The organism is Actinoplanes octamycinicus (genome assembly GCF_014205225.1).
GTDB lineage: Bacteria > Actinomycetota > Actinomycetes > Mycobacteriales > Micromonosporaceae > Actinoplanes > Actinoplanes octamycinicus.
This window is the reverse complement of record NZ_JACHNB010000001.1, coordinates 1,449,769-1,462,256: the sequence shown is the minus strand read 5'-3', so window position 1 is coordinate 1,462,256 and position 12,488 is coordinate 1,449,769. Positions and strand designations below refer to the sequence as shown.

Genomic DNA, 12,488 nt, shown 5'->3' with positions numbered 1-12,488 from the left:
CGTGACGGAGACACCGCCTGGCGCCCTGCCCGTGCCCTATGTCCCGGGCATGTCCGGCTTGTCGGTCATGGCCCGTGGTGGCTATGCCACCGTCTACCGGGCCACCCAGGACTCCGTCGGCCGCGAGGTCGCCATCAAGATGGAGAACCGGACCCTCGACAACGCGCGGGACCAGGCCCGGTTCCTCCGCGAGGCGCGGGCCGCCGGCCGGATGTCCTCGCACCCGCACGTGGTCGACCTGTTCGACGTGGGCGTCACGGTCGACCAGCACCCCTACCTGATCATGGAGCTGTGCGACGGGTCCTACCTCGACCGGATGCGGGTCAAGCCGCTCAGCCCGGCCGAGACCCGGGACGTCGGGGTCAAGATCGCCGACGCGCTGGTGCACACCCACGCCAACGGGGTGCTGCACCGCGACGTGAAACCGGCGAACATCCTGTACTCCCAGTTCAACCAGGCGGTGCTGGCCGACTTCGGGCTGGCCGTGCTGGGCGAGATGCGCGACTCGTCGGTGACCCTCGAGGTGCTCACCCCGGCCTACGCGCCCCCGGAGATGTTCCGGCACGAGAGCCCGTCCGGCGCCGCCGACGTCTACTCGCTCTGCGCCACCCTCTACGCGGTCATGTACGGTCGCCCGCCCCGCTGGCAGAGCGACCGCAGCCCCAGCCTGATCACCCTGATGAACCTGTTCGACGAGCCGATCCCGGACCTCCCCGGCGTCCCGCGCGCCCTCACCGACGTGCTCCGCCGCGGCATGCACAGCGACCCGCGCGGCCGCCCCACCGCCCAGGAGCTGCACCACCTGCTCAGCAACCTGCACCTGGACCCGAACGCGCCGGCCCCGTCCCCGACCGTCTACCGCTCCTCGTCGACGTACCTGCCGCCGCGCCCGCGCCCGATCGCCCCCACCACACCGACCCAGTCCGACGAGACCCCGACCGTCCACACCCGCAAGAGCGGCTTCTTCACGAAGTGGTTCAGCTGGTAGTCGCCGAGCCGAGCACGGGTTCGCTGGTCAGACCGCTTTCCTGTTGCTGTCCGCGGTGTCGGAACCCTTTTCCGGTACGAGGGTCGACTCGGTCCCCGAAAGCGACAGCGGAGTCCCGAGAGCACGCCACGCGGACTCCGAGCTGTGGCTGGGGTCCGCCCCGCGCCTCCCGGTCCGCCCGGCGAGAGCCGCGAGACCGCTGTGCTCCCGGCACGCTTCTGGCGTGTCACCGGTCCGCTTCGTGCCGGTCGCGAGGTCCGCTGTGCTCCCGGTCCGCTGTGCGCCTCCCGTGCGCTTCGTGCCGGTCGCGAGGTCCGCTCTGGTCCGGGCCTTGCCGCGACTCGCTGTCCTCGGCTGGGCCTCAGGGGTGTCTCAGCCCCGCTCAGACACCCCTGAGGCCCAGCCGAGATCGGGGCACCGTCAACTGCCGACGCGGTTGCGGGTTATCCACATCAGCGCGCCATCCACAGCCTTTCACCGCGCGGCCGCCTATTCGCGCGACACTGTCTTCGGGCAGGCCCCCTGGGTGGGCGGGGAGTGGCGAGTGGCCTGGAGGGCGGCGGATCTTGCGGCCGTGGGGGAAGCGGTCGGTGACGCGCATGCAACGTGCCTGGGGTGCGGCGCGTCTCGCGGTCGGCGTGGAGCGGACCGCGAGACGCGGGGCGGGCCCCGGCCACAGCTCGGAGTCCGCGTGATGTGGACTCGGGACCGGGCTGGTGTTTCCGGGGACCGGGCTGACCCTCGTACCGAAAGTTACTCCGGGTCTAGGACTGCTAAGAGCTCACCCGTGTCGACCTCGGCGCCCGGGTGGACCGGGAGGGACGCGACCACGCCGGCCGACGGGGCGTGGACCGGGTGTTCCAGCTTCATCGCCTCCAGGGTGAGCAGCAATTCTCCAGCCCGGACTCGCTGGCCCGGGACGACCAGGACGCGGCGGACCGCGCCGGGCAGCGGGGCGATCAGGGAGCTTTCGGCGGCCTCCGGAGCGGGGAGCGGGAAGCGGGAGATCTCACGCAGTGTGACCGATCCTTCGGGGCTGTCGACGTAGGAGACGTCGCCGACCCGGTGTACCAGGACCGCGAGGCGGATGCCCTGCACGTTGAGGACCACGCGGTCGCGGCGGGCCGAGACGACCACGATCGGCGGGTGTTCGTCGACCGGTTCCTGACCGAGTCCGGCCAGGTCGAGCTCTTCCGGGTCGACCGAGCGGACCCACCAGCCGGCCAGTTCGCCGTGCCGGTTCATCCGGTAGCCGACCTCGACCGGACCGGTCGGGCCGTCGTAGACCGCGGTCTGCGAGCCGGACGGGACGTTGCGCCAGCCGGACGGCAGCGAGCTGAGCACCGGCGCGCTGGCCCTGCGGTCGGCCGCCCCGGCGAGCGCCGAGGCCAGGCAGGACAGCCGGACCGCGTCCACCGAGGAGAGCAGCGGGGCGAACACCTCCGGGTGCCGGTCGAGGAACCCGGTGTCGATGTCGCCGGCCCGGAACGAGTGGTGCCGCAGCGTGCGGACCAGCAGGTCGCGGTTGGTCACCACGCCGTGCAGCTGGGCCCGGGCCAGCGCCGAGGCGAGCATCCGGGCCGCCTCCTGCCGGGACGGCGCCCAGGCGATCAGCTTGGCCAGCATCGGGTCGTGGTGCATGCCGGTCACCGAGCCGTCCGCGACGCCGGAGTCCAGGCGCAGGCCGGGCTGCGGGAGCGGGCGGAACGAGCCGGCCACGTCGGGCACCGCGAACCGGTGCAGCGTGCCGGCGCTGGGCAGCCAGGCGTACGCCGGGTCCTCCGCGCAGATCCGCACCTCGATGGCGTGCCCGCGGATCGGCGGCGGGCCGGGCATCGGCAGGCTGCCGCCCTCGGCTACCAGCAGTTGCAGCCGGACCAGGTCGTAGCCGGAGGTGCACTCGGTGACCGCGTGATCGGTCTGCAGGGTCGGGGTGAGTTCCAGGAACCAGAAGTCGCCGTCGGCGTCGAGCAGGAACTCGACCGCGCCGGCGCCGACGAACCCGAGCGCCCGGACCGCGACGATCGCCGCCCGGCACAGGTCTTCGCGCAGCGCGGCGTCCACGGCCGGGGACGGGGTCTCCTCGACGATCTTCTGGTACCTCCGCTGCACCGAGCACTCGCGCTCGCCGAACGGCACCACCGCGCCCATCGCGTCGGCCAGGATCGGGACCTCGATGTGCCGCACGTTCGGCACGTACGGCTCGCAGAACACGTCGCCGTCCACCTCGCGCCGGGTGGAGGCGACCGCCTCGGCCAGCGTCGCCGCGTCCCGGACCACCCGCATCCCGGCGCCCCCGATGCCGGCATCCGGTTTGATCAGGACCGGGAACCCGGGCACCGTGTCCGGGTCGGTGAAGCTCGGCAGCACCGGCACCTTCGCCTCGGCGACCAGCTTCTTCGTCTCGGTCTTGCGGTGCAGGGTGCGCAGCGTCGCGGCCGGCGGCCCGACCCAGATCATCCCGGCGTCGACCACCGCGGCGGCGAACTCCGGGTCCTCGGCGAGCACCCCGTTGCCCGGGTGCACCGCGTTGGCGCCGGCCCGTTTGGCCGCGGCGATCAGCGCGTGCTGTTCCAGATAGGTGGTGGCCGGGGTGTTGCCTTCCAGGTGGACGGCGTAGTCGGCCTCGTTGACGTGCGGGGCGTCGGTGTCGACGTCCGAGTAGACGGCGACCGTCTCGATGCCGACCAGGCGACAGGTGGCGAACACCCGGCGGGCGATCTCACCACGGTCGGCCACCAAGAGTCGTCGGATCACGGGTCTACCTTTCAAGGTCGGAACACGCCGACGTGTTCGGCACCTGCCACGGCGGCGCTGTGCACTGCGGAGAGGCAGAGGCCGAGGACCGTACGGGTGTCGCGGGGGTCGATGACGCCGTCGTCGGCCGCGGCGGGTTCCGCCGGGGGACGCGGCCAGCTGAACTGGAATCGGGGTTCGTCGGCGCGGGCCGGCGTGCCGCCGGGCTCCGGGCCGATGGTGAGGACCAGGTGCGGCACGGTGGACTTGGCCACGGCGTGCACCAGCGGGGCGTCGTGGCGGATGTCGGCGTCGTCGCTCTTCTGCGTCTCTCCGGGATGCCGGATGAAGATCACCGGGGTGGCGGTGGCGTTGGCCAGCTGGAGGAAGTGCACCGCCTTCTGGGATTCGGCCGGGGAGAGCCAGATGCCGCGCGGGCCGGCCAGCACGCCGACCGGGTAGCCGTGCAGCTCACCCCAGCCGGCCACCAGCACGCCGCCCTGGCCCGGCTTGAACTCGTCGAAGTCCGAGTCGTCCAGGATCCGGGCCAGCACCTCGCGCGGGTCGAAGCCGGCCGGGTCGGCGGCGGCCAGGCTGAGCAGCGCCTCGGAGTCGTACCGGGGGGCCGGTGGGCGGACCGTCCGGGGCCGGGAGCCCTGCTTGCGCCAGTTGAACCGGCGTACGCACTGGCGGGCCAGCCGCAGCCCGTCCCGCTCGTCCTCGGCCAGCTGGTCGGCGGGCCCGGGCGGACCGGCCGGCACCACCGGGGTGGCGCGCACCTCGACCCCGGACCGCTGCGGGTGGATGGTCATCACCTTGGCGTGGCCGCGTACCACGATCGTGTAGTCGGAGAGCGCCGGCAGGTACGCCGCGTCGCCGCTGGTGGTCCCGAAGACCACGCAGACGGTCGGCACCCGGTCCGCGGTGAGCCGGCTCAGCTCCCGGGCGATGCTTCCGGCCGGTGCCGCCTCGCCGGCCGACTCGACCAGGTTGACCAGCGGGAGCCGGTTCTCCGAGGCGATCCGGGCGGCCCGGCGGATCTTGTCGGCGGTGTACGGGTTGACCGCCCCGCCGTCCACCGTGGGGTCGTTGGCGATCACCACGCACTCGACGCCCTCGACCACGCCGATGCCGGTCACCACGCTGGCGCCGACCGGGAACTCCGAGCCCCAGGCCGCCACCGCGGACAGCTCCAGGAACGGGCTGTCCTGGTCGAGCAGCATCTCGATGCGTTCCCGGGGCAGCAGTTTGCCGCGCGCGTGATGCCGGGTCACCCATTTCTCGCCGCCGCCGGCACGCGCCTCGTCGAGGGCGCCCTCCAGCGCGGCGAGCCACTGCAGAGTGGTGCTGCGCCCCTCCAGGTAGGCCGGGTCGCGCGGGTCCAGCGTGGTATCGAGCACGGTCATGTGGAGACCCCGCTGCCCGCTACGCCCCTACCTGCGTTCAATGCCGCGCCCTTCCCTGTCACGCCGGTGCCTCTCGGCCACCTCCGTAACGAGCGGCTGTGTCGGCGCGACACGGATCCGGGTGTTAACGCCCGGTCACTGGAAAGAGTGGATCAAGCACGTTTGAGGGGCTGTCCACCAGGACAGCCCCTATGCCGTGATGTGGCGGTATGTCAGACGCGAGCGCGCCGGGCGAGCCGTTCCGGATCGAGGATGATCACGCTCTTGCCGTCCAGTCGCAGCCAGGCGCGGGAGGCGAAGTCGGCGAGTGCCTTGTTCACCGTCTCGCGGGACGCGCCGACCAGCTGGGCCAGCTCCTCCTGGGTGAGGTCGTGGGTGACACGCAGCACCCCGCCGTCCCGGGTGCCGAACCGGCCGGCCATCTGCAGCAGGTTTTTCGCCACCCGGCCGGGGACGTCGGTGAAGATCAGGTCGGCCAGCGCGTCGTTGGTGCGCCGCAGCCGGCGGGCCAGCACCCGGAGCAGCTGCTCGGCGATCTCCGGCCGGTTGTTCAGCCACGGGCGCAGCGACGACTTCTTCAGCCGGGCCAGCCGGCTGTCGGTCACCGCGGTGGCCGTCGCGGTGCGCGGTCCCGGGTCGAACAGGGACAGCTCACCGAGCATGTCCGACGGGCCCATGATCGAGACGAGGTTCTGCCGGCCGTCAGCGGCCCGGCGACCGAGCTTGATCTTCCCGGACAGAACGATATACAGGCTGTCGCCGGCCTCGCCCTCGTTGAAGACCACGTCGCCCTTGCGGACCTCGATCGTGTCCATCTCCTTGGCGAGCGCCTCCGCGGCTTCCGGGTCAACGCCCTGGAAGATTCCGCTGCGCGCCAGTACCTCATCCATCGCCGCACCTCCGAAACGCGCAACGTCTGCGCTCGATCAGTCTAGGCGCACGCGGGCGGGAAACGGGCGGCCACCCCTTGATCCAGATACTGGACGGTAACCAGATTCGCCTGGACCGCCGGAGACAATTCAACGGTCCGGGCAATTCGGGACGGCACTTTCGTCGGTCGCTCCCGCTTGCGAGCCGACGGTATCGTCCCGGTCGATGAATTCGCACCCCCGGTCCGATCGCCAGCGCCGTTCTGGGCGGATTGTCTTGAATGTTGTGCTTGTGGCCGCCGCGGCGGCCGGGGCCGGCCTCGGCGGCGTCGCCCTGGCCAATCGCGGGGACGGCGACGACCCGGCCTGGACCCCGCCGGCCACCACCGCGCCGGCTGCCGCCGCGGCCGGCTCCGGCGCGCCGGCCGACCGGACCGAGTCCGCCGAGGTCCCGTCGATCACCCTCTCCGCGACCGGCGACATCATGATGTCCAGCGCGCCGGGCGGGCTGCCGCCGCGCAACGGCGCCGGCTTCTTCGACGCGGTCCGCAAGAGCCTGGCCGCCGACCTGGTGATGGGCAACCTGGAGCAGCCGCTCACCAACGACACCGGCACCTCCAAGTGCGGCTCGCCGCCGAGCGCCAACTGCTTCGCCTTCCGCTCCCCGCCGTCCTACGCGAAGCACCTCAAGGACGGCGGCTTCCAGCTGCTCAACCTGGCCAACAACCACGCCAAGGACTTCGGCGCGGCGGGCAACCGGAACACCATCGAGGCGCTGGAGGGCGCCGGGCTGGAGCACACCGGCGCCCTGGACCAGATCACCGTGGTCGAGGTGAAGGGCGTCAAGGTCGCGGTGGTCGGCTTCTCCTCCTACGACGGGGCCAACAAGCTGACCGACCTGCCCCACTCGCGCGCCGTGATCAAGCGGGCCAAGGAGCAGGCCGACCTGGTCGTGGTGCAGGTGCACATGGGCGCCGAGGGCGCGGAGAAGAACCATGTGAAGCCGGGGACCGAGACGTTCTTCGGGGAGAACCGGGGCGACCCGATCAAGTTCAGCCACACCGTCATCGACGCCGGCGCCGACCTGGTGATCGGGCACGGGCCGCACGTGGTCCGGGGCATGGAGTTCTACCGGGGCAAGCTGATCGCCTACAGCCTGGGCAACTTCGCCGGCGGCGGCCGCACGCTGTCCAAGGACGGCATCCTGAAGTACGCCGGGATCCTCCGGGTCACCCTCACCGGGGACGGGAAGTACGTGGCCGGCAAGTTCGTCTCCACCTATCTCAACGGCAACGGGCTGCCCACCCGGGACAGCGCCGGTGAGCACGGCCGGGACCTGGTCAGCAGCCTGAGCAAGGCGGACTTCCCGGAGACCGGCGCGAGGATCGGCGACGACGGGACGATCAAGCCCGCCGCGTGACCGACGGGGCGGACCGGCCGACGTACTCTTTACCGGTGACCCCACCCCGCAGCGCGCCCGCCGACTCCGGGACTGCCGTGCTGGCGCGGTCGATGAGACGCTTCGCGGGGGAGACGCCGATCGGCCGGAAACGCCGGGCCCGCAAGATGGCCCGGCTGCTCGCCGACACCCATCCGGACGCGCACTGCGAGCTCGACTTCAGCACGCCGCTGGAGCTCGCCGTGGCGACCATCCTCTCGGCGCAGACCACCGACGTCCGGGTCAATCAGGTGACTCCCCGGCTGTTCCAGAAATTCCGGACCGCCGCCGATTACGCCGCCGCCGACCGGGCCGAGATGGAGGAGATGCTCCGGCCCACCGGGTTCTTCCGGGCCAAGACCGATTCGCTGATCAAGCTGGGTCAGGCGCTGCTCGCCGACCACGACGGCCGGCTGCCCGGCAAGCTGGATCAGCTGGTCAAGCTGCCCGGGATCGGGCGGAAGACGGCGAACGTCATCCTGGGCAACGCGTTCGACGTCCCCGGGATCACCGTGGACACCCATTTCCGCCGGCTCACCAATCGATTCGGGTGGGTCCAGGAGGACGATCCGGTCAAGATCGAGTTCCTGGTGGCCGACCTGATCGAGAAACGCGACTGGACCATGCTGTCGCACCGGGTGATCTTCCACGGGCGGCGGGTCTGCCACGCGCGCAAGCCGGCCTGCGGGGCGTGCGCGCTGGCCACGCTCTGCCCGTCGTTCGGGACCGGGCCGACCGAGGCGGCCCCGGCGGCCAAGCTGCTCAAGGGCCCGCGGGCCCGGGAGCTGGCGGTCGCCGCCGGCGTCGACCCGGAGCTGGTGCCGGCCGCCGCGGTGCTCGCCCCGGAGGAGCCGCTGGCCTCCGACGAGCCGCTCGACGGACCGCTCGCTCCGGAGGTGCCGTGACCCGGGCTTTTCTGCCGGCCGTGGCGGCCCTGATGCTGCTCGCCGGGTGCACCGCCGCCGCCGGGAGCGGCACCGATGACGACACCCCGTCCCCGTTCGCGGCCTGCGCCGCCCCCGCCGACAGCACCGGCAGCCGCCTGCCGGACATCACGCTCGACTGCTTCACCGGCGGCGCCCCGGTCCGGCTGGCCGGGCTGCGCGGCCCCGCGGTGATCAACATCTGGTCGTCGTTCTGCGGCCCGTGCCGCACCGAGCTCCCGGTCATCCAGCAGCTCGCCGACAAGACCGCGGGCAAGCTCACCGTGCTCGGTGTGGACACCGGGGACACCCGGGACGCGGCCGCCTCGTTCGGCGCCGACCACGGGGTCAGCCTGCCCACCCTGTTCGACCCGGAGCAGAAACTGGTCGCCGCCCTCGGCGCGGTCAACCTGCCCAATACGGTCTTCGTCGACGCCACCGGCAAGTTCTACCTGCACCGGCTGCCGATGGACGCCGCCGAGCTGTCCGACCTGGTGGCCGAGCACACCGGTGTGACGGTTCCGCGATGAGCCGGGGCGTGCTGCTGGACCGGCCGGCGGACCTCCCGTCCTGGTTCGAGCCGCTGCTGACCCGGGCCGGCCGGTGCCGGACCGAGGACTTCAGCACGCTGCGCCAGCCGGCCGGCAGCAACGGGCGGTCCAGCGCGGTGCTGGTGCTGCTCGGCGAGAGCCCGCCGGCCGCGGACACCCCGGGCGGCCCCGACCTGCTGGTCCTGCAGCGGGCCGCGACCATGCGCAACCACGCCGGCCAGCCGGCCTTTCCGGGCGGCGCCACCGACCCGGAGGACGCCGACGCGGTCGCCACCGCGCTGCGCGAGGCGGACGAGGAGGTCGGGCTGGTCGCGGCCAGCGCCGAGCCGCTCGCTCTGCTGCCCGAGCTGTGGATCCCGGTCAGCCGGTTCTCGGTCACCCCGGTGCTGGCCTGGTGGCGGCAGCCGCACCCGGTCCGGCCGCGGCAGGTCACCGAGGTGGCGCACGTCGCCCGGCTGCCGATCAGTGAACTCGCCGACCCCGCGAACCGTATCCGGGTGCGACACCCCAGCGGCTGGATCGGACCGGCCTTCCAGGTCCGCGGCATGCTCGTCTGGGGTTTCACCGCGGGGGTGATCTCAGTGCTGCTGGACATGGCGGGCTGGACGCGACCGTGGGAGCCGGGACGCGTCGTGGAGCTGCCGGACGCCGCCGCCCCGGTGCCGGCGGCGCGCGGCGGCGCACCCGACGAGGTGGTGCCGTGACGTGCGCCTGACTTCTATGTTGAGTGAGTGCCCGTGGTCGATGTCATCCTGATCGTGCTGATGCTGCTGTTCGCGATCAGCGGCTATCGGCAGGGATTCGTGATCGGCGCGCTGTCGCTCGGCGGCTTCTTCAGCGGGGTGCTGATCGGGCTGCAACTCGGCCCGCTGCTGGCGAAACAGTTCGCTGACGGCACGGTCCGGCTGATCGTCGCGCTCGCCGTGATCCTCGCTCTCGCCGTGCTCGGCCAGACCCTGGCCGGCTGGCTCGGCACCAGCCTGCGCCGGGCCATCTTCAACCGGCCGCTGCAGCACCTCGACGACGCCGGCGGCGCGGTCGTCTCGGTGGTCGCGGTGCTGCTCGCCGCCTGGCTGGTGGCCGTGCCGATGGGGTCGACCCCGTTCCCGGCGATCAACAAGGCGGTCCGCAGCAGCACCATCCTGGGCGGCATCAACGGGCTGATGCCGGACCAGGCACAGGCGCTCTCCTCGGCGCTCCGCGACACCCTGGACACCAGCGGCTTCCCGGACGTGTTCGGCGGTCTGGCCCGCACCGAGGCCAAGGAGGTCGCCGAGCCCGACCCCGCCCTGCGAAATTCGCGGATCGTGCAGACCTCGAAGAAATCCGTGCTCAAGGTGCTCGGCGCGGCGCCCAGCTGCTCCCGGCGGATCGAGGGCACCGGGTTCGTCTACGCCGACGAGCGGGTGATGACCAACGCGCACGTGGTGGCCGGTACCCGCGAGGTGGTGGTGGAGACGTCGCGCGGGCAGCTGGAGGGCACCGTGGTGGTCTACGACCCGAAACGCGACCTCGCGGTGATCCGGGTCCCCGGTTTGAAGGCGCCGGTCATGTCGTTCGTGACGAAGGCGGCGGCCAGCGGGGCGAGCGCGATCGTGCTGGGCTATCCGCAGGACGGGCCGTACAACGCCCAGTCGGCCCGGGTGCGCGACGTCGGGGACATCACCGGCCCGGACATCTACGAGGCGGGCGACGTGACCCGGGAGATCTACACGATCAAGTCGCTGGTCCGCAGCGGCAACTCGGGCGGCCCGCTGATCTCCCCGACCGGCGACGTGCTCGGCGTGATCTTCGCGGCCGCGGCCGACGACAAGAATGTCGGCTTCGCCCTGACCGCCGCCGAGGCGGCCCCGGTCGCGAAGCTGGGCCGCGAGCGCACCGAGGGCGTCAAAACCGGCGAGTGCGCCTGACCGCTGCCTGGTTCCGGGTCCGCTTCCTTCGCTTTCGGTACGGTCGGAGCGTCCCGTCCGGCGGCTGACGTGCCGTTCCGGTGTCCGCCCGCCGCCTGCTGCTCGCCCCGTGACCGCCTGCCTCGTGCTCGCTCTCCCCGTCTCCGCCCGCAGCCTGCTGCTCGCCCCGTGCTCACGCCGGCGCGACAGCCTCCGCCGCGCCTTCGTCCCGGACACACCCGTTGTCACTCGGCCGGTTCGCCGAGCGCGGAGTCAGCATTGCCCCGAGCGCGGGCGCGGGGCCAGCGGGCGCGGGGGCGCTCAGGGCGTACCGGAAATGGCGGATCGCCAGCCGGAGCGGACCCGGCGGCCTCGCGGTCAGCCCGCGGTGCTGGCGAAGCGGCGGATCGTGAAGGCGCCGGCGATCGCGGACAGCGCGAAGAGCGCGATCGCCAGCCACCGGCCCGGATGCCCGCCGGACGGCTCGGCGGGGGCCGGCGCGGCCCAGCCGCCCGCGTTGGTGCCCGGGTCGGCGGCGGTGTCCGGGCGCTGGGCGGCGTCGCTCGGGGCGGACTGTGCCTCGCCCGAGGCCGGGGCGCTGCCGAACCGGGCGACACCGGCCGGCGGGGTGGTGTCCAGCGGGTTGGTGGTCACCGCGGGCACGGTCGCGGTGAGCGCGCCGGTCGGGTCGATCAGGCCGAAGCCGAACATGTCGTCGCGGCCCGGGGCGCCGCGGTCCTTGGCGGTCTTGATGATCCGGTTGACCACCTCGCCGGCCGGCATGTCCGGCCAGCGGGAGCGGATCAGCGCGGCGGTGCCGGACACCATCGGCGCGGCGAAGCTGGTGCCCTGAACCCGCCAGTAGCCGCCCGGTTTCGCCCCGACCAGCTCGGTGGCGGGCGCGGCGACCACGGTCTCCTTGCCGGTGATCGAGCCGGTCCACAGGTCGGTGCCGTTGCGCTCGACGCCGGCCACCGCGATCACGCCGGGCTCGCGGGCCGGATACCACACCCCGCGGGCGCTGGAGTTCGCGCTGACGTTGCCGGTGCAGGCGACCACCACGACGTCCTTGGCGAACGCGTAGTCCAGGGCGGCGGCCAGGGCGGGACTGTTCGCGCTGCCGCCGAGCGAGAGGTTGACCACCCGGGCGCCGTGGTCGACCGCCCAGCGCAACCCTTTCGCCACGATCAGGGCGTCGTCGTAGCGGTTGTCCGCGTCGAGCACCCGGATCGGGAGGATCTTGGCTTTCGGCGCGATGCCGACCACGCCGACGGTGTCGTCGCCGCGCCCGGCGATGATCCCGGACACCGTGGTGCCGTGGCCGACCGCGTCGGTGTCGCCGTTGCCCTTGCCGTCCACCAGGTCGAGCCCGGGCAGCACCTGGCCGGCCAGGTCGGGGTGGCGGGCGTCGACCCCGGAGTCGATCACCGCGACGGTGATCCCGCTGCCGTCCGCGTAGGTCCACGCGTCGGCCAGGTCGAGGGTCTGCAGCTGCCACTCGTCGGCCCGCACGGTGTCCGCGCCGGCCGCCGGGTCGGTGATCGGCTCGAACATCTCGTCGGTCACGCCCGGCTCGGCCAGCGCGGGCGCGGCCGCCGGGGCCAGCGCGAGGACGCCGGCCAGGACCGCGGCCCCGAGTTGGCGTGCACGAGACCACGACCGGTACGGCCGGAAGGTTGCGCTCACTC

The 12,488-nt window shown here is 72.7% G+C and carries 10 protein-coding genes; 6 read left to right on the top strand and 4 right to left on the bottom strand.

Annotation, left to right across the window (positions count from 1 at the left end; translation table 11 throughout):
* The first annotated feature begins 1 nt into the window (after window position 1).
* Window positions 2-988: a serine/threonine-protein kinase gene (locus BJY16_RS06495; protein ID WP_185038200.1), complete on the top strand. Its 987-nt coding sequence runs from the start codon at window positions 2-4 to the stop codon at window positions 986-988.
* 753 nt (window positions 989-1,741) lie between these two features.
* Here the strand turns inward: BJY16_RS06495 and BJY16_RS06490 are convergent.
* From BJY16_RS06490 to BJY16_RS06480, 3 genes are all read right to left on the bottom strand, one after another.
* On the bottom strand, window positions 1,742-3,745 hold the full coding sequence (locus BJY16_RS06490; protein WP_185038199.1) for an ATP-binding protein: 2,004 nt from the start codon (window positions 3,743-3,745) through the stop codon (window positions 1,742-1,744).
* 11 nt (window positions 3,746-3,756) lie between these two features.
* Window positions 3,757-5,130 (bottom strand): carboxyl transferase domain-containing protein, encoded by a 1,374-nt coding sequence (locus tag BJY16_RS06485; RefSeq protein ID WP_185038198.1) that lies wholly within the window; start codon window positions 5,128-5,130, stop codon window positions 3,757-3,759.
* A gap of 212 nt (window positions 5,131-5,342) precedes the next feature.
* On the bottom strand, window positions 5,343-6,020 hold the full coding sequence (locus tag BJY16_RS06480; RefSeq protein WP_014447921.1) for a Crp/Fnr family transcriptional regulator: 678 nt from the start codon (window positions 6,018-6,020) through the stop codon (window positions 5,343-5,345).
* A gap of 205 nt (window positions 6,021-6,225) precedes the next feature.
* On the opposite strand from BJY16_RS06480, the gene BJY16_RS06475 reads away from it, so the two are divergent.
* From BJY16_RS06475 to BJY16_RS06455, 5 genes are all read left to right on the top strand, one after another.
* Window positions 6,226-7,419, top strand: coding sequence for a CapA family protein (locus BJY16_RS06475; RefSeq protein ID WP_185038197.1), 1,194 nt, complete (start codon window positions 6,226-6,228; stop codon window positions 7,417-7,419).
* A gap of 77 nt (window positions 7,420-7,496) precedes the next feature.
* Entirely contained in the window at window positions 7,497-8,342 is an 846-nt protein-coding gene (gene nth / locus BJY16_RS06470; protein WP_373873449.1) for an endonuclease III, read from the top strand.
* Entirely contained in the window at window positions 8,339-8,890 is a 552-nt protein-coding gene (locus BJY16_RS06465) for a TlpA family protein disulfide reductase (protein ID WP_239177450.1), read from the top strand. Before nth ends, BJY16_RS06465 begins: the two co-directional genes overlap by 4 nt.
* Window positions 8,887-9,615, top strand: a complete 729-nt coding sequence (locus BJY16_RS06460; RefSeq protein ID WP_185038196.1) for an NUDIX hydrolase — start codon at window positions 8,887-8,889, stop codon at window positions 9,613-9,615. Before BJY16_RS06465 ends, BJY16_RS06460 begins: the two co-directional genes overlap by 4 nt.
* A gap of 27 nt (window positions 9,616-9,642) precedes the next feature.
* On the top strand, window positions 9,643-10,821 hold the full coding sequence (locus tag BJY16_RS06455; protein ID WP_185038195.1) for a MarP family serine protease: 1,179 nt from the start codon (window positions 9,643-9,645) through the stop codon (window positions 10,819-10,821).
* Window positions 10,822-11,178: 357 nt separating this feature from the next.
* Here the strand turns inward: BJY16_RS06455 and mycP are convergent, their stop codons facing one another.
* The gene (gene mycP, locus BJY16_RS06450) at window positions 11,179-12,486 is read right to left on the bottom strand and encodes a type VII secretion-associated serine protease mycosin (protein ID WP_373873450.1); all 1,308 of its coding nucleotides are present in this window, start codon (window positions 12,484-12,486) and stop codon (window positions 11,179-11,181) included.
* Window positions 12,487-12,488 lie beyond the last annotated feature (2 nt).

Excerpts from the sequence above, each read along its gene's own strand:
- BJY16_RS06485 (WP_185038198.1), bottom strand. The coding sequence starts at position 5,130 with ATGACCGTGCTCGATACCACGCTGGACCCGCGCGACCCGGCCTACCTG.
- BJY16_RS06480 (WP_014447921.1), bottom strand. The coding sequence starts at position 6,020 with ATGGATGAGGTACTGGCGCGCAGCGGAATCTTCCAGGGCGTTGACCCG.
- BJY16_RS06475 (WP_185038197.1), top strand. The coding sequence starts at position 6,226 with ATGAATTCGCACCCCCGGTCCGATCGCCAGCGCCGTTCTGGGCGGATT.
- BJY16_RS06460 (WP_185038196.1), top strand. The coding sequence starts at position 8,887 with ATGAGCCGGGGCGTGCTGCTGGACCGGCCGGCGGACCTCCCGTCCTGG.